This is a genomic window from Nocardioides daeguensis (genome assembly GCF_019192965.1).
Lineage (GTDB): Bacteria > Actinomycetota > Actinomycetes > Propionibacteriales > Nocardioidaceae > Nocardioides > Nocardioides daeguensis.
Window position 1 is genome coordinate 278,950 of the sequence record NZ_JAHTKU010000011.1, and the last position, 20,124, is coordinate 299,073.

The 20,124-nt window shown below is 72.6% G+C and carries 18 protein-coding genes; 11 read left to right on the forward strand and 7 right to left on the reverse strand.

Annotation, left to right across the window (positions count from 1 at the left end; genetic code table 11):
- Window positions 1-39: 39 nt before the first annotated feature.
- From KU893_RS10685 to KU893_RS10700, 4 genes are read left to right on the forward strand one after another with little or no spacing between them, the layout of a single operon-like run.
- Complete coding sequence (locus tag KU893_RS10685) at window positions 40-1,197, forward strand: LLM class flavin-dependent oxidoreductase (RefSeq protein WP_218234318.1); 1,158 nt, start codon at window positions 40-42, stop codon at window positions 1,195-1,197.
- Window positions 1,194-1,691, forward strand: coding sequence for an NAD(P)H-dependent oxidoreductase (locus tag KU893_RS10690; RefSeq protein ID WP_218234319.1), 498 nt, complete (start codon window positions 1,194-1,196; stop codon window positions 1,689-1,691). Before KU893_RS10685 ends, KU893_RS10690 begins: the two co-directional genes overlap by 4 nt.
- Window positions 1,688-2,197: a flavin reductase family protein gene (locus tag KU893_RS10695; RefSeq protein WP_218234320.1), complete on the forward strand. Its 510-nt coding sequence runs from the start codon at window positions 1,688-1,690 to the stop codon at window positions 2,195-2,197. The genes KU893_RS10690 and KU893_RS10695 overlap by 4 nt, the downstream gene beginning before the upstream one ends.
- A 19-nt stretch (window positions 2,198-2,216) precedes the next feature.
- Window positions 2,217-2,588: a hypothetical protein gene (locus KU893_RS10700; RefSeq protein WP_218234321.1), complete on the forward strand. Its 372-nt coding sequence runs from the start codon at window positions 2,217-2,219 to the stop codon at window positions 2,586-2,588.
- A gap of 62 nt (window positions 2,589-2,650) precedes the next feature.
- Here the strand turns inward: KU893_RS10700 and KU893_RS10705 are convergent, their stop codons facing one another.
- The 4 genes from KU893_RS10705 to KU893_RS10720 are packed head-to-tail and all read right to left on the reverse strand — an operon-like array spanning window position 2,651 to window position 8,149.
- Complete coding sequence (locus tag KU893_RS10705; RefSeq protein WP_218234322.1) at window positions 2,651-3,145, reverse strand: beta-class carbonic anhydrase; 495 nt, start codon at window positions 3,143-3,145, stop codon at window positions 2,651-2,653.
- 10 nt (window positions 3,146-3,155) lie between these two features.
- Complete coding sequence (locus KU893_RS10710) at window positions 3,156-4,892, reverse strand: MFS transporter (protein WP_218234323.1); 1,737 nt, start codon at window positions 4,890-4,892, stop codon at window positions 3,156-3,158.
- Window positions 4,893-4,902: 10 nt separating this feature from the next.
- Complete coding sequence (locus KU893_RS10715; protein ID WP_218234324.1) at window positions 4,903-5,616, reverse strand: LppX_LprAFG lipoprotein; 714 nt, start codon at window positions 5,614-5,616, stop codon at window positions 4,903-4,905.
- 4 nt (window positions 5,617-5,620) lie between these two features.
- On the reverse strand, window positions 5,621-8,149 hold the full coding sequence (locus KU893_RS10720; protein WP_218234325.1) for a DNA gyrase/topoisomerase IV subunit A: 2,529 nt from the start codon (window positions 8,147-8,149) through the stop codon (window positions 5,621-5,623).
- Between the two features lie 71 nt (window positions 8,150-8,220).
- On the opposite strand from KU893_RS10720, the gene KU893_RS10725 reads away from it, so the two are divergent.
- The 4 genes from KU893_RS10725 to KU893_RS10740 all read left to right on the forward strand — a co-directional run bounded on the left by KU893_RS10725 (window position 8,221) and on the right by KU893_RS10740 (window position 13,566).
- Window positions 8,221-10,944, forward strand: a complete 2,724-nt coding sequence (locus tag KU893_RS10725; protein ID WP_257441321.1) for a bifunctional acetate--CoA ligase family protein/GNAT family N-acetyltransferase — start codon at window positions 8,221-8,223, stop codon at window positions 10,942-10,944.
- Between the two features lie 43 nt (window positions 10,945-10,987).
- The gene (locus tag KU893_RS10730) at window positions 10,988-11,557 is read left to right on the forward strand and encodes a DUF5998 family protein (protein WP_218234326.1); all 570 of its coding nucleotides are present in this window, start codon (window positions 10,988-10,990) and stop codon (window positions 11,555-11,557) included.
- A 4-nt stretch (window positions 11,558-11,561) separates the two neighbouring features.
- Window positions 11,562-12,710, forward strand: coding sequence for an alkaline phosphatase family protein (locus KU893_RS10735; protein WP_218234327.1), 1,149 nt, complete (start codon window positions 11,562-11,564; stop codon window positions 12,708-12,710).
- 61 nt (window positions 12,711-12,771) lie between these two features.
- On the forward strand, window positions 12,772-13,566 hold the full coding sequence (locus tag KU893_RS10740; RefSeq protein WP_218234328.1) for a hypothetical protein: 795 nt from the start codon (window positions 12,772-12,774) through the stop codon (window positions 13,564-13,566).
- On the opposite strand, the gene KU893_RS10745 is transcribed toward KU893_RS10740, so the two are convergent.
- Window positions 13,567-14,244, reverse strand: a complete 678-nt coding sequence (locus tag KU893_RS10745; RefSeq protein ID WP_218234329.1) for a thymidine kinase — start codon at window positions 14,242-14,244, stop codon at window positions 13,567-13,569.
- 126 nt (window positions 14,245-14,370) lie between these two features.
- On the opposite strand from KU893_RS10745, the gene KU893_RS10750 reads away from it, so the two are divergent.
- The 3 genes from KU893_RS10750 (at window position 14,371) to KU893_RS10760 (ending at window position 18,565) form a co-directional block, all read left to right on the forward strand.
- A complete protein-coding gene (locus KU893_RS10750) occupies window positions 14,371-15,624 on the forward strand; it encodes a lysozyme family protein (RefSeq protein ID WP_218234330.1) in 1,254 nt (417 codons plus the stop codon).
- 9 nt (window positions 15,625-15,633) lie between these two features.
- Window positions 15,634-17,661: a M3 family metallopeptidase gene (locus tag KU893_RS10755; protein ID WP_218234331.1), complete on the forward strand. Its 2,028-nt coding sequence runs from the start codon at window positions 15,634-15,636 to the stop codon at window positions 17,659-17,661.
- A gap of 184 nt (window positions 17,662-17,845) precedes the next feature.
- The gene (locus KU893_RS10760; RefSeq protein WP_218234332.1) at window positions 17,846-18,565 is read left to right on the forward strand and encodes a putative endonuclease domain-containing protein; all 720 of its coding nucleotides are present in this window, start codon (window positions 17,846-17,848) and stop codon (window positions 18,563-18,565) included.
- 71 nt (window positions 18,566-18,636) lie between these two features.
- On the opposite strand, the gene panB is transcribed toward KU893_RS10760, so the two are convergent.
- Window positions 18,637-19,512, reverse strand: a complete 876-nt coding sequence (gene panB / locus KU893_RS10765) for a 3-methyl-2-oxobutanoate hydroxymethyltransferase (protein WP_218234333.1) — start codon at window positions 19,510-19,512, stop codon at window positions 18,637-18,639.
- 121 nt (window positions 19,513-19,633) lie between these two features.
- On the reverse strand, window positions 19,634-20,092 hold the full coding sequence (locus KU893_RS10770; RefSeq protein WP_218234334.1) for a VOC family protein: 459 nt from the start codon (window positions 20,090-20,092) through the stop codon (window positions 19,634-19,636).
- Window positions 20,093-20,124: the final 32 nt, after the last annotated feature.

Consider the following 20,124-nt stretch of genomic DNA (forward strand, 5'->3'; position numbering starts at 1 on the left):
CCGCCCCCAGATCCACCCGCAGACCCGCAGAAGGACGACATGACTCAACAGCTCAAGTTCCACTGGTTCCTGCCCACCAACGGCGGCGACGGACGGCACGTGGTCGGCGGCGGACACGGCGTCAGCTCGTTCACGGGGGAGCGCCCGAACTCGGTCGCCTACCTCGGCCAGATCGCACGCAGCGCCGAGCAGCTCGGCTTCGAGGCGGCACTCACCCCGACGGGGGCGTGGTGCGAGGACGCCTGGATCTCGACGGCGATGCTGAGCTCGCTGTCGGACCGGCTGAAGTTCCTCGTCGCCTTCCGGCCCGGTCTCACCTCGCCGTTCCTCGCCGCGCAGATGGCCGGCACCTTCCAGAACCTGTCCGGCGGGCGGCTGCTGCTGAACGTGGTGACCGGCGGCGAGTCCCACGAGCAGCGGATGTACGGCGACCACCTCGACAAGGAGGGCCGCTACGAGCGCTGCGACGAGTTCCTGCACCTCGTCCGCGCGCTCTGGGCGGGAGAGACCGTCACCCACGAGGGCGAGCACTACCGGCTCGACGACGCCGTGCTGGCGCAGATCCCCGACCCGCTGCCGGAGATCTACTTCGGAGGCTCGTCGCCGGCCGCGGGCCGGGTGGCTGCCCAGCACGCCGACGTCTACCTGACCTGGGGCGAGCAGCCGGCCGCCGTACGGGAGAAGGTCGAGTGGCTCTCCAAGCTGGCCGCCGACGAGGGGCGCGAGCTGCGGTACGGCATCCGGCTCCACTCGATCGCCCGCGAGACGTCCGAGGCCGCCTGGGACGAGGCGGACCGGCTGCTCGCCGGCATCGACGACGAGCAGATCGCGCAGGTCCAGGCCGGGCTGCGGCGCAGCGAGTCGGTCGGGCAGGCCCGGATGCTGGAGCTCAACGGCGGCAGCCGGGACTCGCTGGAGATCCACCCGAACCTGTGGGCCGGTGTGGGTCTGGTGCGCGGTGGCGCCGGCACGGCGATGGTCGGCAGCTTCGGCGAGATCGCGGACCTCGTCGAGCAGTACGTCGAGGTGGGGATCTCGGAGTTCGTGATGTCCGGCTATCCCCACCTCGAGGAGTCCTATTGGTTCGGCGAGGGCGTGCTGCCCGAGCTCGCCCGGCGGGGCCTGTGGTCGCACCCGGCGCCGGCCCGGCACGCGCCCGCCGCGGTGCCCTTCGGCGGCCGGCGGGTCGTGTCGTGACCACCGCTGTCGTCGTCGGCAATCCCCGGCCGGCCTCCCGCACCCTCGGTGCGGCCACCCGGCTCGCCTCGGAGCTGACCGGTACGCCGCCCGACCTGGTCGTCGACCTCGCTGCGGCGGGAGCCGGGCTGCTGGAGTGGGACGACCCCGAGACGGGGCGCCTGGTCGAGCAGGTGGGGGAGGCGGACGTCGTGGTGTTCGCGTGCCCGACCTACAAGGGGACGTACACCGGGTTGCTCAAGCTCTTCCTCGACCGATTCGAGGCCCGGCCCCGGCCGGCGGTCGCCGTCCCGCTGATGCTGGGCGCGGGGCCGGGCCATGCCCTCGCCGCCGAGCTGAGCCTGCGCCCGGTGCTGGCCGAGCTCGGCTTCACCACCGTGCGCGGCCTGTACGTCCTCGACAGCCAGCACGACGACCCGGCCGCCTTCGCGGCCTGGCTGGAGCAGGTCCGGCCGGTCGTCTCCGCCCTCCACCGATCGGGAGCCCCCGCATGAGCATCCCCGCACTGACCACCAACCAGGACCTCGACCCGGGCCGGCTCCGCGAGGCCTTCGGCGTCTACCCGAGCGGCGTCGTCGCAGTGGCCGCCGAGGTCGACGGTGCCCTCACCGGGCTCGCGGCGAGCTCCTTCACCTCCGTCAGCCTGGACCCGCCGCTGGTCTCGTTCTCGGTGGCGAACACCTCGAAGACCTGGCCGGACCTGCGCCGCGCCGACCACCTCGGACTCACCGTGCTGGCCGAGCACCACGGCGACGTGTGCCGGCGGCTGGCGGGTCCGGTCGAGCACCGCTTCGACGACGTCGAGGTGACGGTGAGCCCCGAGGGCGCCGTGCTCCTGGCCGACGGGCTCGCGCGCTTCGACTGCACGATCCACCACGAGGTCGAGGCCGGCGACCACACCCTCGTGCTGCTCGAGCTGCACGCCGTCGAGCACGCCGACACGGCACAGCCACTGGTGTTCCACCGCAGCGGTTTCGGACGGCTCACTGCCTCAGTGTGACCTGTGCCAGCATGAGGCCATGAGCGCCGTCGACCGCACCGCCGTCGTCAAGCTGCTCAAGGCCCGTGGCGCCAAGGCCCGGCGGGGTCACCTGCGGATCCCGGTCGGCGAGCTGTTCTGGTACGTCGACGTGCTGGCCGACGGCGTCGGCCCGACCGCGCCGCTGCGGCTGGAGGTGGGCTGCTGGACGGATGCGTTGCCGCCCGAGCCGGACGGCGGCGCCGTCGACTGCCCGCTCCTGATGGACGTCCCGCTCGGCAGGGACGCCGTCGGTGCGGCGACGAGCCTGCTCGACCAGGTCACCGCGATCGGGGACCTCGCCACCCTCGGGGGCAGCCTCGACGACCTGCGCGGCGCGCTGGTGGACCAGCGGCTGCGCGAGCTGCTCTGATCGACCGCCTCACCGGACGACACGTACGGCAGGTCTCCGTTGCCCGAGACCTGCCGTGCGTGTCAGACCTCCTGGCTGAGCAGGCCCGTGTCGACGTCGTAGATGAACCCGCCGACCTTGACCGAGTCGGGGATGAGCGGGTGCGCGGCGACCTTCCGGACGTCCTCGGCGAGCGCCGTCCTCTGGTCGGCGATGACGTGGAACGCGTGCCAGGAGACGTCCTGGCCGACCGCGGCGCCGATCTTGTCGTGGATCTCGGCCTCGGTGCTGGACGCCATCGCGCAACGGGTGTGCGGGATGACCAGGATCCGGTCCACGTTGAGCAGGTGCGTGCCGAGGACGAGCGCCTCGAGCGCGGCCTCGGTCACGCGGCCACCGGGGTTGCGGAAGATCTTCGCGTCGCCGTACTCGAGCCCGAGCATGCGCAGGGGGTCGATCCGGGAGTCCATGCAGGTCACGATGGCGACGCCCGCGTGGGCCTTGCCGTCGAAGCCGCCCTGGTCGAAGGTCTCGGCGAAGTCGCGATTCGCCTTCAGCAGGTCGTCGAAGTCACCCATGGCACTCAGGTTAGCCGCCCGCGCGGAGCACCTCGGCGGTGTCCACGTCGCGGGTGTGTGCCCTCGACAACACCGCCAGGGCCAGGACGGCGGCTGCGAACGCCGCCGCGGACGCACCGCGGAAGACCGCCTGCTCCTGGACGATGCCGAGCTCGCTGATCCCGAGGCTGGGATCGGCGGCCTGGGCGGCGTAGAGCCGGCGCAGGCCGATCGTCGTCAGCGCGGAGATGCCGACGAGCATGCCGACCATCCGGGCGACGACGACCAGGGCGCTGGCCAGGCCATGGGTGTCGTCGTCGGTGGTCGCCAGGATGGCCGCGTTGACCGGAGCCAGGGCCAGGCCGAAGCCGAAGCCCCCGACGACGAGCGGGACGTTGGCGGCGAACCCGTCGAGGCTGTGGGCGTCCCACTGACCCATCACGAGGAAGGAGCCGCTGGCGGCGAGCATGCCGACGGCGGTGAGCACCCCGGCGTTGGTACGCCGCAGCAGCCAGCCGCCCACCACGGCACCGACCGGCAGGGCGGCCAGGAAGCGCAGCAGGACCAGCGCGGCACCGAGCTGGGACTCCTGCTCGGTCGTCGTCCGGGCGAAGAGCGGGATGTCGACCAGGGCGGCGATCAGGGCCCAGCCGACCAGGAAGCTGACGACCAGCGCGCCCCAGGCGGGGACCGGGCGCAGCGTGCCGCGGGGCACGATCGGGGCGTCGGCCCGGCGCAGGTGGACGAGGAGCAGGACCACGGCGACCGCGGACCCGGTGAGGAACCACGGCCCCTGCGGGGAGAAGACCGCCACCTCGGGATCGGCGGTGGCGAAGGCCAGCACGATGCCGCCGAGCACGACGGCGAGCAGGCCGGCGCCGAGCAGGTCGGCGGCGAGCAGGTGGCCGAACCAGCCGCGCAGATCCACGATCGCGTGCGGTCGCCACCAGCACCACGCCACCAGCAGCCCGAAAGCGGCGAGCGTCGCGACGCCGACCGGGGTGACCCAGCGGCTGCCGCCGTCGACGTACGGGATGAAGAGCTGGCCCCAGGTGAGGTCGCGCTGCAGGCCGCCGGGCTGGACGAAGGTGAGGAAGCCCGCGAGCAGGGTCGTGGCCAGGAGCAGGAGGCCGATGACGTCGGGGAGCCGGCGGCGGGTGGTTCCAAGGCTCGGCGCCGGGCCGCCTCGCACCTCGACCACCGGCGGGCGGCGGGCGACGAGGCCGACGGCGACGACGAGCAGCGCGCCGACGGCGAGGTTGATCGCGAAGATCCCGCGCCACGAGGTGAACGACAGCACGAGGGCGCCGAACAGCGGCCCGAGCACGCTGCCGAACTCCTGGACGGCCGACACGACGCCGAGGGGGAGGCCGCGCCGCTCGACGGGGTACAGCGCCGCGACCAGCGACATGGTCGCGGGGACCAGCCCGCCGCCGCCGACACCCTGCAGGAACCGGCCGACGACCATGCTGGGCAGGTCGTAGGAGATCGCGGTGACCAGGGAGCCGGCGGAGAACACCACCAGCGACATGGCCAGGACCGGGACCTGGCCGCGCAGGTCGGCGATCCGGCCGATCAGCGGCAGGATCGCGACGTACCCGAGCAGGAAGCCGGAGACGATCGGCGCGGCGCGCTGCAGCTCCTCGACGGGGATCCCGGCGCCCGCCATCATGTCGGGCAGCGCGAGGACGACGACGTAGGTGTCGACCGCCGCGAAGGCGACGGCCACCGTGCAGAAGGCCAGCAGCAGCCGGTTCGCCGTGCTCATCGGTGCCGGCTCACCGGGGAGCCGAGATGTCCTTCTCCACGTCGTACGCCGTGACGTCGATCGTGTACGTCATCGGCTCGGAGTCGGGGAAGAAGGTGCCGGTGAGCCGGGCGGTGCGCAGGTAGCCCGAGTCGTCGACACGGTAGGTCGCCTCGAAGGCGTCACCCTCGGCGCAGGGCAGGATCTTGCGGATCGAGTCGCCCGTGGCGGTGCCGGCGTAGGTGTGGAAGATCTCCTTGTTGTCCTTGCCGCCGCGCTCGGACTTGCCGGCCTTCACGCCCGTGCTGCTGGTGAGCACCGATGAGACGCCGCTCGACGGGTCGAGCAGCTCGGCGGGGTCCGGGGCGCACAGCGCCTCGGGCTGGTACTTGTCGGTCCAGCCGATGATCGGGGCGTCGATCCACAGCGTGCCGTCGACGGAGACCACGTCGATCGAGCTCGCCTCGAAGCCGCTCACCCGGCCGGCGACGCTGCCCTCGAAGGCGGGCGGGTCGGCGACGATGGTGCCGCTCGCGGCCGAGAGGTAGTCGGTGCCCGGGTCGTCGCCGGTCGACAGCGAGACCTCGATGCCGCTGGTGCCGTCGAGCAGCTCCTTGGCCTTGGCGCCGGCGTCGGACCACGGCGCGGCGGTGGAGCCGCCGTCGTCGCCCGAGCAGGCGGTCAGGCCGCCGACGGCGACGAGGGCGGAGAGCAGGCCGGCGGCCACGCGGATCGGGGTCGTCATGCGCTCACCCTGACACATCGCCGGAAGGCGCCGCCGGGGCCTCCCGCGAGCCGGGAGCTGCGAGGACGGTGGCCAGGCTGGCGACGAGCGGACCGGCCGCGGCGGCCAGGGCCTGGCTGCTCGGCGTACCGGAGCCGTCGCGGCGGCCGTTGGCCTCGGGCAGGTCGACGGGGGCGCCGCTGGCGGCCGCGGCCCGGGCGGGTGCGGGGCCGGCCCAGGCGAACACCAGGGTGTCCTCGCCCTTGAGGAACCGGTGGCAGCGGACGCCGCCGGTCGCCCGGCCCTTGGCGGGGTACTCCCAGAAGTCGGTCACCTTGACCGAACCGGGCTCGGTGCCGGGCAGGGCGGTCGAGGAGCCGGACGAGGTCACCAGGACCACGCCGCCGGGGGAGTTGAGGTCGAGCACGCCGAACCACACGACCCGCTCGCGTTCGGTGACCCGGACGCCGGCCATGCCGCCGCCGGAGCGACCCTGCGGACGCACCGAGTCGGCGGGGTAGTGGAGCAGCTGGGCGTCGGAGGTGACGAAGCACAGCTCCTCCTGCCCGGTGCGCAGCTCGACCGCGCCGACGACCTCGTCGCCGTCCTTGAGGGTGATGACGTCCCACTCGTCCTTGCCGATCACCTCGGGGTTGACCCGCTTCACGACGCCCTGCTTCGTGCCGAGCGCGAGACCGGGGCCGTCGGTGGTGAGGGTGGTCAGCGCGAGTGCGCGCTCCCCGGCGGCCAGCTCGATCACCTCGGTGAGCGGCAGGCCCCCTTGGAGGTTGGGCTCGTTGGCCGACGGCGGGATCGCCGGCAGGTCGAGGACCGCGAGCCGGATCAGTCGGCCGGCGGAGGTCAGCACGCCGATGTCGGCGCGAGCCGTCGTCCGGACCGCGGACACCACGACGTCGTGGTTGGCCCGGCCGCCGCCGGTGCCGATCTCGTCGGCGTTGCTGGTGCGGGCGAGCAGGCCGGTGGAGGACAGCAGGGCGAAGCACGGGTCGTCGGCGACCTCGAGCGGCGCGGCGGCCGCGGCGACGGCGGTGGTGCCGGCCGACTCGAGCAGGACGGTACGCCGCGGCGTGCCGAACGTCTTGGCGACGTCGGCGAGCTCGGAGGAGACGAGCTTCTTCAGGAGCGCCTCGTCGCCGAGGATGGCGTCGAGCTCCTCGATCTCGCGGCGCAGCTGCTCCTGCTCCTTCTCCAGCTCGATGCGGGAGAACCGCGTGAGCCGGCGCAGCTGCATCTCCAAGATGTACTCGGCCTGGGTCTGCGAGAGCTCGAAGACCGACATCAGGCGCTCGCGCGCGGCAGCCGAGTCGTCGCTGGTGCGGATGACCTGGATGACCTCGTCGATGTCGAGCAGCGCGATGAGCAGGCCGTCGACGAGGTGCAGCCGGTCGGCCTTCTTGCCGCGGCGGAACGCGGATCGGCGTCGGACGACCTCGTAGCGGTGGTCGAGGAAGACCTCGAGCATCTCCTTGAGGCCCATGGTGCGGGGTTGGCCGTCGACCAGGGCGACGTTGTTGATGCCGAAGGAGTCCTCGAGCGGCGTCAGCTTGTAGAGCTGCTCGAGCAGGGCCTCGGGGACGAACCCGTTCTTGACCTCGATGACCAGGCGCAACCCGTTCTCGCGGTCGGTGAGGTCCTTGATGTCGGCGATGCCCTGGAGCTTCTTGGACTGGACGAGCACCTTGATCCGCTCGACGACCTTCTCGGTGCCGACGCCGTAGGGGAGCTCGGTGACCACGATGCCCTTGCGGCGCCCGATCGTCTCCACCCGGGCGGTCGCGCGCATCTTGAACACGCCCCGGCCCGACTCGTAGGCGTCGCGGATGCCGTCGAGGCCGACGATCTTGCCGCCCGTCGGCAGGTCGGGGCCCGGGATGAACCTCATCAGGCCGTCGATGTCGGTGTGGGGGTGCTGGATCAGGTGGCGCAGCGCCTGGACCACCTCGACCAGGTTGTGGGGTGCCATGTTGGTCGCCATCCCGACCGCGATGCCCGTCGTACCGTTGACGACCAGGCTCGGGATCGCGGAGGGGAGCACGGTGGGCTCGTACTCGCGGCTGTCGTAGTTGGGCTTGAAGTCGACCGTGTCCTCGTCGATCGACTCCGTCATCGCCAGCGCCGCGGGCGCCATCCGGCACTCCGTGTAACGCATGGCGGCCGGCGGGTCGTCGGGCGAGCCGAAGTTGCCGTGGCCGTCGATGTAGGGCAGCCGCAGCGACCAGGACTGGGCGGTGCGGACCAGGGCGTCGTAGATCGCCCCGTCGCCGTGGGGGTGCAGCCGACCCATGACCTCACCGACGACACGGGCGGACTTCACGTGCCCCCGGTCGGGCCGGAGGTTCATGTCGTTCATCGTGTAGAGGATCCGGCGCTGCACCGGCTTCAGTCCGTCGCGTGCGTCGGGCAGCGCCCGGGAGTAGATGACGGAGTAGGCGTACTCCAGGAACGACGACTGCATCTCGTCGCGGATGTCGGTGTCGAGGATGTGCTCCTCGAAGTCCTCCGGGAGGGGTTCTGCCTTGGTACGCCGTGCCATGGAGGGCATTCTTCCGGGTGCCCCCGACAAGCCGACCGGGGGCTCGCGGGGGACCCGATAGATTTCTCCCTGTGAGCCCCGGCGACCCCACCCCCACCGACGAGATCGAGCCGCCCCCGGCGCACTGGGAGGGTGACGTCGTGCTCCGCGACGGGCGTACGGCGCACATCCGGCCGATCCGCCCCGAGGACGACGAGCTGCTGGTCGAGTTCTACGCGCGGGTGTCCGACGAGTCGAAGTACTACCGCTTCTTCTCCCCGATGCCGGTGCTGTCCGAGCGCGACGTGCGCCGGTTCACCCACGTCGACCACCGCGACCGGGTGGCGCTGGTGCTGATCCTCCAGGAGCGGATGATCGCCGTCGGCCGCTACGACGTCGTGGCCAACCGCGAGGCCGAGGTCGCCTTCCTCGTCGAGGACGAGCACCAGGGTCGGGGCATCGCCCAGCTGCTCCTCGAGCACCTGGCCCAGGCGGGGCGGGAGCGTGGCGTCGAGCGGTTCACCGCCGAGGTGCTGCCCGACAACTCGCGGATGATCCAGACCTTCCGCGACGCCGGCTACAAGGTGGTCAGCGGCTACCACGACGGCGTGATCACCCTCGAGTTCCCGATCGACCCGACCGAGACGGCGATCGGCGTGATGCGCGACCGGGAGCACGCCGCCGAGGCCGAGTCGATCGACCGCTTCTTCCACCCGCGCTCGGTCGCGATCATCGGCGCCAGCCGCCGCCAGGACACGATCGGCCAGGTGCTGGTGCGCAACCTGGTCAACGGCGGCTTCACGGGCCGGGTCCACGTCGTCAACCCGAGCGCGCCCGCGGTGTCGGGCTTCCCGGCGTACAAGAACGTCAACGAGGTCCCCGACGACGTCGACGTCGCGATCGTCGCCGTTCCGGCGGACGCGGTCACCGACGTGGTGCTCGACTGCGCCAACAAGGGCGTGCACGGCCTGGTCGTCATCTCGTCGGGCTTCGCCGAGACCGGTGAGGAGGGCCGCAAGCGGCAGCGTCACCTGGCCGGGCTGTGCCGGTCCTACGGCCTGCGCCTGATCGGCCCCAACTGCCTGGGCGTGATCAACACCGAGCCGGCCGTGCAGGTCAACGCGTCGCTGTCGTCGGTGATGCCGGCCCGCGGCCGTGCGGGCTTCTTCTGCCAGTCCGGTGCCCTCGGCTCGGCGATCTTGGAGAAGGTCAAGAACCGGGGTCTCGGCATCTCGACGTTCGTCAGCGCGGGCAACCGCGCCGACGTCTCCGGCAACGACCTCCTGCAGTACTGGGAGGAGGACGACGCCACCGAGGTCGTCATGATGTACCTCGAGTCGATCGGTAACCCGCGCAAGTTCTCCCGGATCGCGCGCCGGGTCTCGGCCCGCAAGCCGATCGTGGCCGTCCGTTCCGGGCGTACGACGCAGGGCGTGCCGATGGGCCACGCGGTGCGTCGCATCGGCGCCCCGCAGGCCGCCGTCGACGCCATGTTCCGCCAGGCCGGCGTGATCCAGGTCGACACCCTCGACGACATGTTCGACGTCGCCCAGCTGCTCGCCCACCAGCCGCTGCCGCGCGGGCGCCGGGTCGCGATCGTCGGGAACTCCGACGCGCTCGGGCTGCTCGCCGCCGACGCCGCCTCAGCGGTCGGCCTCGTCGTCAACCGTTCGGTCGCCCTCGGCGCCGACGCCACCGCCGAGGACTTCGAGGACGCCCTCGACAACGCCATCGACGACCCCGACGTCGACTCGGTCATCGCCGTCTACATCCCGCCGCTCGACGTGTCCGGCGAGGAGGTCGCCAACGTGCTGGCGGCGGTGGGGGAGCAGTCCGACAAGCCGCTCGTGTCCTCCTTCCTCGGTGCCGAGGGCATCCCCGAGCTGCTGCGGGTCCCCGACGTCGCGGGCTCGTCGGCGGGACGCGGCTCGGTGCCGTCGTACCCGGCCGTGGAGGCGGCGGTCCGTGCGCTGGCGCGGGTCGTGGACTACGCCGTGTGGCTGCACGCCCCCGACGGCCCGGTGGCGGACGCGGGCGAGGTCGACGCGCGCGGCGCCCGGCGGCTCGTCGACCGGGTCCTCGCCGACGCCGACCTCGGTGCCGCCGACCGCGAGGTCGACCTCGACCAGGACCAGGTCCGCGCGCTGCTGAACGCCTACGGCATCGAGCTGTGGTCCTCCGAGCCGGTCGCCGACGTCGACGCCGCGGTCGCCGCCGGGGAGCGGCTCGGCTGGGACGTCGTGCTCAAGTCGACCCTCGCCTCGGTGCGCGAGCGACCCGACCAGATCCACGTGTGGCGCAGCATCACCGACGCGCACGAGATGGAGGAGGCATGGGACTACCTGGCCGGCCTGATCGATCCCGCCGTGGGGCGGTTCGTCGTGCAGCGCAACGCGCCGACCGGAGTACCCATCTCGGTGCGCTCCTTCGAGGACCCGCTGTTCGGGCCGGTCGTCTCGTTCGGCATCTCCGGGCCGGTCATCGACCTGCTGGGGGACTGGTCCTACCGGATCCCGCCGCTGAACGCGCACGAGGTGTCGTCGATGGTGCGGGAGGTGAAGAGCTCGCCGCTGCTGTTCGGCTACCGCGGCGCGGACCCGGTCCAGGTCTCGGCGATCGAGGACCTGATCACCCGGGTGGCGGTGCTCCAGGGCGACCTGCCCCAGGTGAGTGCGCTGGAGCTGTCGCTGGTCCTCGCCGGGGTCGACTCGGCCGCGGTGCTGACCGCCTCGGTCCGGGTCGCGGCGGTGAAGGACCCGCGGCCGGACTCGCTGGTGCGCCGGATGCCCGACCTCATCACGACGATCGCGGAGTAGGTCCGCCGCAGGTTCGGGCGTCCTGGCGTGCGAGGATGCGGCCATGACTGACCGGGACCGGAGCACCGAGCTGAGTCGTGCGATCAACCGCACCGGCTACTACCCGGAGGTCGTCGCCGACGCCGTCGTCGACGCGGTCGCGGGCGAGAGCGTGGTGTCCTACTACGTCCACCACGAGCCGACCTTCGAGCGCGACGAGGTGCGTCGGCACCAGACGGTGATCGTGCTGACCCCGTCGCGCCTGATCCTCGCGCACACCGACGAGCACGCGGGCGACGACCTGCTGCCCGAGCCGTACACCTCGACCTCGACCGAGGCGGTCAGCCTGCGCTCGGTGGCCTCGGTCGTCGTCACCCGGATGACGACCAACCCCACCGCCGGTCCGCGCCCGCCCGCCGAGGCCGTGCTCACCATCGGCTGGGGTGCGGTCAACCGGGTCGACCTCGAGCCGGCCGGCTGCAACGACCCGCAGTGCGAGGCCGACCACGGCTACACCGGCACGCTGTCCTCCGACGACTTCTCGCTGCGGGTCTCGGCCGCCGCCGACGGCACCGACGCGGTGGGTGGGCTGCTCTCCTTCGCCGCGTCCCTCTCGGCGCTCACCCGGGGCTGACGCGTTGGCAGGGGAGCGGGAGGGCGCCGCCGCGTTCTGCGAGCCGGCGTACGGCGTCCGCTCGCTCGGCGACATCGTCCCGGCAGCGGCGCACGCCCTCGGCAGCCCGCTCGGCCCGGCGCCCACCGGCCTGACGCTGCCCGGCGCCTCGTCGTACGTCGTCTTCCTGATCGACGGGCTCGGCGCCCGGCTGCTGGACCGCTACGCGCACGCGGCGCCGTACCTGTCGTCGCTGCTGGTGACCTCGACGCCCGCGACCGCGAGCGTGCCGTCGACGACCTCGACGTCGCTGACCACGCTCGGGACCGGGCTGATGCCGGGCGCACACGGGCTGGTCGGCTTCACCACCCGGATCCCCGGCACCAACGACCTCCTCAACGCGCTGGTCTGGGACAGCGACGTCGACCCGGTCCAGTGGCAGCCGCACCAGACCGCGTTCTCGTCGCTGCAGGCGGCGGGGGTGCGGGTCAGCGTGGTCAACAAGCGCGAGTTCAACGGCAGCGGGCTGACGGTCGCGGCCCACCGCGGCGCGGAGTACGTCGGTGTCGACCGGGTCGGCGAGCGGATCGCCGCCGTCGTGGCCGCCTCCACCCCGGCACCGCGGCAGCCTGCGCTGACCTACGTCTACGACGGCGACCTCGACTGGACCGGCCACCGCTGGGGCGTCGCCTCGAGCCAGTGGCTGCAGCAGCTCGCCATGATCGACCACGAGGCCGAGCAGCTGCGCGAGGCCCTGCCGGCCGACCGCCGCCTGGTCGTGATCGCGGACCACGGCATGGTCGACGTACCCGCGGCGTCCCGGGTCGACGTCTCCGCCGACGACGACCTGCGCTCCGGTGTCGCGCTGGTCGGTGGCGAGGCACGGTTCCGTCACCTCTACTGCACCGGCGGCGCGGTGCCCGACGTCGTCGCCACCTGGCGCGAGCGGCTGGGGGAGCGGGCCGAGGTGCTCAGTCGCTCCGAGGCGATCGCTCGCGGCTGGTTCGGTCCGGTCGACCCGGCGGTGCTGCCGCGGATCGGTGACGTCGTCGTGGCCTGCCGCGGCGACTTCGCAGTGCTGTCGACCGACGGCTTCCCCTACGAGAACAAGCTGATCGGCATGCACGGCTCGCTCACCGCGGACGAGATGCTGATCCCGGTCCTCGTCGACTGAGCAGGCCGCACGCCCGGCGAAACCGCTGACAGCGCGGGCGGGACCCCTTAGCGTCAGTGCCATGAAGTTCCCTCATGCGCTCGCGGCCCTTGGTGCTGCCGTCCTGATCCCGCTCACTGTCGCCGTGCCGGCCCACGCCGATGAGTCGTACACGGGCGTCGTGACCTCCGCGGACCCGATTGCCGCCATCATCCAGCCCGACCCCGACACGGATGCCTGCGTCAAGGCCGTCGACCCGGGGAACGCAGTGGCTCACTACGACGACGTCAACTATGTCTCGCAGTCGAGCGGCCCCCGCCGCTTCGCCCTCCAGGTGCCGCCTGGGATGGGTGCGGTCATCTACGTGTACCGCAACGGCACTTGTGTCGCGGCGGAGTATCAACCGGACTCGGAGGCCGAAGCGCTCGCTGGAGTCGTCGACGTCGAGGGCGTCAACCTGGCGGTCGGCGACCAGGTCAGGGTCCAGATCGCCTACCTCGGAGACCCGGCGACGGCCATGCCGTGGAGCCTCACCATCCAGCAGGCAGGTACTGCGAACGGACCGGAGACGGGCAACGCCGGCAAGTACGCCCACCTCGGCTACCAGGTCGACTGCGGCGCCCACACCACGACCGTCGCCTTCACCAAGAAGCTCGCGAAGAAGGTCGACGGCGTGCACTGGGTCAAGATCAAGGCCAACGGTGCAACGGTGAAGACGCTGAAGGGAAGGAAGCTCGCCAAGGCCCTGAAGAAGGCCCGGCGCGGCAAGCCCTACGTCGTCGCCGGTGTCCCGTCGGTCGCGACCCAGCTGTCGGTCGAGATCAAGCTCGACAACGGCAAGAAGAAGATCCTCGCGCGGGCCTACAGCGCCTGCTGATCAGGTGAACGGCAGCGGCTCGGGCGACAGGCTCACGGCCCTCGCCCGGGCCGCGGTCATGCCGCGCCGGTGGTGCTGGCGGCACAGGACCTCGTAGGCGACCTCGACGTCGTCGTCCGCGGCGGGCGGGTGCGCGACGTCGTCGGCGTCCTCGACGTCGCCGACCACGATCACCTCGCCCTCGGTGACCATGACCCCGTTCTCGGTGCGGGCGTTGTGGGTGGCGCGCTTGCCGCACCAGCACAGCGCCTCGACCTGCAGCACCTCGGTGCGGTCCGCGAGCTCGACCAGGCGGGCCGCGCCGGGGAACAGGCGGGTGCGGAAGTCGGTGAGGATGCCGAAGCAGAAGACGTCGATCTGCAGCTCGTCGACGACCTTGGCGAGCTGGTCGATCTGCTCGGCGGTGTAGAACTGCGCCTCGTCGCAGATCATGTAGTCGATCCGGGCGCCCCGGGTGAGGGCGTCGACGGTGTAGCGCCAGAAGTCGAAGTCGGCGGCGACCTCCTCGGCCTCGGCAACCAGGCCCAGGCGTGAGGACACCATCGCGGTGCCGGCGCGGTCGTGGCTGGTGAACAGCCGCCCCCGGCGCCCGCGCGCGGCGTGGTTGTGGTTGGTCTGCAGAGCCAGCGTCGACTTCCCGGCGTCCATCGTCCCGGTACGGAAGATCAGCTCGGCCACCGGCGCATCCTCTCACCCATCTTGGGGACAAATCGCATCGCAACCGGTGGAGAAGCGCCCATTCCCGTGCGCGACGGCGATCGGGAGGAGAACACTGGACCTCCCAGACCAGGAAGCAGGTGGACCATGGGGGTCGGCGCCGGCCCTGTCGGGCGCCGTGTCCGTCGGGCCATCACCATCATCTCGGTGCTCGCGGCCATCGCCGTCGTCGTGACCACGACCGGCGTCGTCGGCCGGCGCACGTCGCCGTCCGTCGACACGGACGTCGGCCGTTCCGCGGTCGCCACCGGCCCCGGCGGCCCGGCACCTGCGCAGCCCGTGGCCCCGCCCGCCGCGGTCGAGCCGGCCCCGGCAACGGCCCCGGCCGTCGTCGTACGCAATGTCGCGACGGTCGGTGCGGACGCTGACCGGCTGATGGACGCGCCCGACGAGGCCCTGATGGCCTACCAACGGGCCGCGACCGTCATCAACTCCGCCGCGCCCTGCAACCTCGACTGGCTGGTGCTCGCCGCCATCGGCCGGCTCGCCTCCAACCACGGCCAGGGCACCGACCTCAGCCACCGGATCACGGCCGGCGGCGAGGTGAAGCCGGCCCTGGTCGGCCGGCCGCTCAACGGCAGGGCCGGACGCAGCGAGGTGTCCGACACCGACGCCGGCGAGATCGACGGCAACCCGCGCTGGGACGCGCCGGCCGGGCCGATGGGCCTGCTGCCGCAGACCTGGTCGCAGGTCGCGGTCGACGCCGACGGCGACACGGTCCGCAACGTGCAGGACCTCGACGACGCGACCCTCGGTGCCGCGGTGCTGCTGTGCGCGAGCGGCAAGGACCTCGCACGGCCCAAGGCGCTGCGCACAGCCCTGCGTGGGTACGACGCCACGCCGGACTTCGCCCGGACCGTACGCCTCCTCGTCGCCGACTACGCGGCCGAGACCACGGCGATGGCCGTCCTCGGGACGCCGGTGACGGTGCCGGTCGACCTGCCGGTCGACCTGCCCGGCGAGTGCGGGTGCACGGGCATCGAGCTCGTCCGGGTCCGGGTCGCGGCCGTCCTCGGCGCCGCGCCCGACCCGAGCCGGGAGGAGCAGCCCGCCGCGACCGGCGTACCGCCGTCCACCGAGCCGCAGCCCGAGCCGACACCCGAGCCGACACCCGAGCCGACACCCGAGCCGACCCCCGAACCGACCCCCGAACCGACCCCCGAACCGACACCCGAGCCGACACCCGAGCCGACACCCGAGCCGACCCCCGAATCCTTGCCGGCGCCGCCGGGGGAGACGCCCCCGGACGAGGTGCCGCCCGTGGACCAGCCGCCGGCCGGGATCCCGCCGGCCACCGAGCCCGGCAGCGAACCCGGTGCGCAGGGTGGTGCGACCTCCTAGGGTGAGGGAGTGACGACGGACGCACTTCTCGGGACCAGCGACCTGCCCCACCAGCTGCCGCGGTTCGCGGACATCGAGGACCAGGACTATGCCCCGGCGATCGAGGCGGCCATGGCCGAGCAGCTCGCCGCGGTCGCAGCGATCAGCGCCGACCCGGCGCCACCCACCTTCGCCAACACGCTCGTCCCGCTCGAGCTGAGCGGGGTCACCCTGGCACGGGTGCTGCGGGTGTTCTGGAACAAGGCGAGCGCCGACGCCAACCCGCAGATCGACGCGGTCCGGGCGGCGTTCGCGCCACGACTGGCCGCCCACGGCGACGCGATCCTGCTCGACCCGGCGCTGTGGGCCCGGCTCCGCGCGGTCGACGCCGACCGCGCGGGCCTGGACCCCGAGGCGGCCTACCTCGTCGAGCGTTACGTGACCGAGTTCCGCCTCGCCGGCGCCGCGCTGGGCGACGACGACAAGGCGCGACTGCGGGCGCTCAACGAGCGGATCTCCAGCCAGGAGACCGCCTTCGAGCTGGCACTGCAGGCCGACAGCAACGACCTCGCGGTCGTCGTCGACGACCCGGCGTCCCTGGCCGGGCTGACCCCGGGGGAGGTGTCGGCGGCCGCAGCGGCCGCGGAGGCTCGCGGCCTCACCGGGCGGCACCTGCTCACCCTGGTGCTGCCGACCGCGCACCCGCACCTCGCCTCGCTCACCGACCGCGACCTGCGCCGTCGGCTCTCCGAGGCCCAGCGCAGCCGCGGCAGCCGCGGCGGCGAGCACGACACCCGTGCCGTCGCGCTCGACATCCTGCGGCTGCGCGCGGAGCGGGCCCGGCTGCTCGGCTTCGACAACCACGCCGCGGCGGTCACCGCCGACAACACGGCCGGGACGCCCAAGGCCGTGCGCTCCCTGCTCGAGCGGCTGGCCATACCCGCTGCCCGCAACGCGCGCGCCGAGCAGGACGCCATGTCCGAGCTGGCCGGCTTCCCGGTCGAGCCGTGGGACTGGCCGTTCTACGCCGAGCGCGTCCGCAGCGCCCGGTACGACGTCGACCTGGCCGCGCTGCGCCCCTGGTTCGAGTCCGAGCGGGTCCTGCGCGACGGCGTGTTCTTCGCCGCCGGGCGGCTCTACGGGCTGGCCTTCGAGGAGCGCCCGGACCTGCCGGGCTACCACCCCGACGTCCGGGTCTTCGAGGTGAGCCGCGACGGCACGCCGATCGGGCTGTACCTGCTCGACCTCTACACCCGCGACGCCAAGCGGGGCGGAGCCTGGATGAGCAGCTTCGTCACCCAGTCCGGGCTGCTCGGCGTCGACACCTCCGTCGTGGTCAACAACCTCAACGTGCCCAAGCCGGCGGCGGGGGAGGCGACGCTGCTGACCTGGGACGAGACCAGGACCCTCTTCCACGAGTTCGGCCACGCCCTACACGGTCTGCTCGCGCGGGCGACGTACCCCAAGTTCGGTGGGACCGCCGTCTTCCGCGACTTCGTCGAGTACCCCTCGCAGGTCAACGAGATGTGGGTGCTGTGGCCCGAGGTGCTCGCCAGCTACGCCGTCCACCACGAGACCGGCGAGCCGATCCCCGCGGACGTCGTCGAGCGGCTGCGGGCGGCCGAGACGTTCAACGAGGGCTTCGCGACCAGCGGGTACCTCGCCGCCGCGCTGCTCGACCTAGCGTGGCACGAGCTCGGCCCCGACGACGTCCCCACCGACCCGGCCGAGGTCGCCGGCTTCGAGCAGCGCGCCCTCGCGGCCGCCGGGCTCGACAACCCTGCCGTCCCACCGCGCTACTCCACGCCGTACTTCGCCCACAGCTTCAGCTCCGGATACGCCGCGGCCTACTACTCCTACATCTGGAGCGAGGTCCTCGACGCCGACACGGTCGCGTGGTTCCGCGACAACGGCGGGTTGACCCGCGAGAACGGCGAGGCCTACCTGCGCCACGTCATCGGCATCGGCGGCACCCGCGACCCGCTCGAGTCCTACGAGCAGTGGCGCGGCCGGCCGGCGCCGATCGAGCCGCTGCTCACCCGGCGCGGACTGGCCTGACTCGGCCGCCTGTGGAGGACCCGAGCGCGATCGCGCGCGAGGGCGGATCCTTCCGGCATGGTGACGGAGGAGTGGCTGGGCGGTTCGCCACCGGCTCACCACGCAACGGTGGGTCGCGCACACCTCGACCGTCATCGGCACGACGACCGGTGAGCTGTCCCGCGAACAGCTGCGGTGGCTCGGCGTGCTGCACGGTGGTCCGGAGGCGGTCGTCGGGGACCTGTCCGCGGCGGAGGTGGCCGGACTGCGGAACTGGCAGCGCGACGACGTGACGGTGCTGGTCCCGCACGGCACCTTCGTGGGTGCCGGTCACCCGGGTGTCGTGTTCGTGCGGACTCGTCGGCCGCTGCGCGACTGGCGCCGTCCCGGCGGTGGCCTGCCGGTGTGTCGGCTCGAGCCCGCGGTGCTGCGCTTCGCTTCGGTCCAGCGGGCCCCGCGGGTCGCGGAGGGGGTGCTCGCTGCGGTAGTCCAGCAGCAGCTGACCTCCCCGGACCGGCTCCTCGAGTGGATCGAACGGATGCAGCCACTGCGGGCCGCCGCCCGGTTCCGTCGCGTGGTGGCCGAGATCGCCGGCGGCGCCCACTCCGCGGCCGAGCTCGACGTGCGCCGGATGTGCCGGTCGGCCGGTCTGGCCCAGCCGGCGCGTCAGGTGCGGCGCAGGGACGCCGACGGGCGACTCCGGTTCACCGACTGCGAGTGGCGCCTGGCCGGCGGTCGGGTCCTGGTGCTCGAGGTCGATGGCGGCTTCCACCGCGAGGTCGAGCACTGGGAGGAGGACATCGCTCGCCAGCGCGCGCTCACGTCGCCGTACCGGATGGTCGTCCGGTGCACCGCGCGGGAGCTGCGGGACGAGCCCGAACGGGTGGCCCGGGATCTGCGGCTGCTCGGCGTGCCCGCGGCCTGAGTCGGGTGGGTGAGAGTGGTCCAGAGATCACTCTCACCCACCCAACTCACGCAGGGCGGGGCCAGGTCAGCTCAGAAGGTGTGCTCGGGCGCGGGGAAGGTGCCGTCCTTGACCTCGGAGTCGTAGGCGCGGGCGGCGTCGAGGAGGACCGAGCGCAGGTCGGCGTACTGCTTGACGAAGCGCGGCAGCCTGCCCGTGCGCAGGCCGAAGGCGTCCTGCCAGACGAGGACCTGGCCGTCGCACTGGTTGCCGGCCCCGATGCCGATCGTCGGGATCTCGAGCTTGGCGGTGACCTCGGCGGCGACGTCGCCGGGGACCATCTCCATGACGACGGCGAACGCGCCGGCCTCCTGCACGGCGAGCGCGTCGCGCAGGACCCGCTCGGCGGCGTCGCCGCGACCTTGGACCCGGTAGCCGCCGAGGGCGTGCTCGGACTGGGGCGTGAAGCCGATGTGCGCCATGACGGGGATGCCGCCGCGGGCCATCTTCTCGATCTGCGGAGCCATCTCGACGCCGCCCTCGAGCTTCACGCAGTGGGCGCCGCCCTCCTTCATGAAGCGGACCGCGGTCAGGTAGCCCTGCTCCGGCGACGCCTGGTAGGAGCCGAACGGGAGGTCGCCGACCACGAGGGCGCGCGACACCGAGCGGCTCACGGCCCGGGTGAGAGGGAGCAGCTCGTCGACCGTGACGGGGATCGAGGTGCTGTTGCCGAGGACGTTGTTGGAGGCGCTGTCGCCGACGAGGAGGACCTCGACGCCGGCCTCGTCGAAGATCTGCGCGGTCAGCTGGTCGTAGCTGGTGAGCATCGAGAAGCGCTCGCCGCGCTGCTTGAGCTCGCGCAGGTGATGGGTGCGGACGCGCTTGATCGGCGCGGGTCCGGGCGACCCCGTCGCGGGGGCGGCGCCGCCGCCGTACGGGGCGGTCTCTTCGGGGGTGGTGCTGCTCATCGTCGAGCTCCGTTCTGGGTGACTCGCGGCCCGCAGGTGCGGGTCCACGTTCGTTGACGGGCACTGACGAGGCTAGTCCGGTACGACGGCCCGGCGCGCTGTGTGCTCCGTCACCCCGAAGTCACCCCGAACCGGCGGCGTCGGCGGCCGCTTCCAGCTCCGCGACGACGATCCGGCGCATGCCGAGCAGCGCCCGGCTGGCGGCCTCGGCCCGCCGCGGGTCGGGGTCGGCCAGCAGGTCGTGCAACCGGGTCGGGACGACCTGCCAGGACAGGCCGAACCGGTCCTTGAGCCACCCGCACACCGACTCCTGGCCGCCGTCGGTGAGCGAGTCCCAGTAGTAGTCGACCTCCGACTGGTCGCGGCACACGATCGAGAACGAGACCGCCTCGGAGAACCGGATCTCCGGGCCGCCGTTGACCGCGCGGAAGGTGAGCCCGTCGAGGGTGAACTCGCCGGCCACCGGACCGAGCCGGGTGATCGAGGAGTTCGGGAAGATCGCGGTGTAGAACCGGGCCGCCTCCTCCAGCCGGTCGTCGAACCACAGGCACGGCTGGATGTGGTTGCTCGCGACGCTCATGCGTGGGGAGACCGGCGCCGCGCCGCTGACTC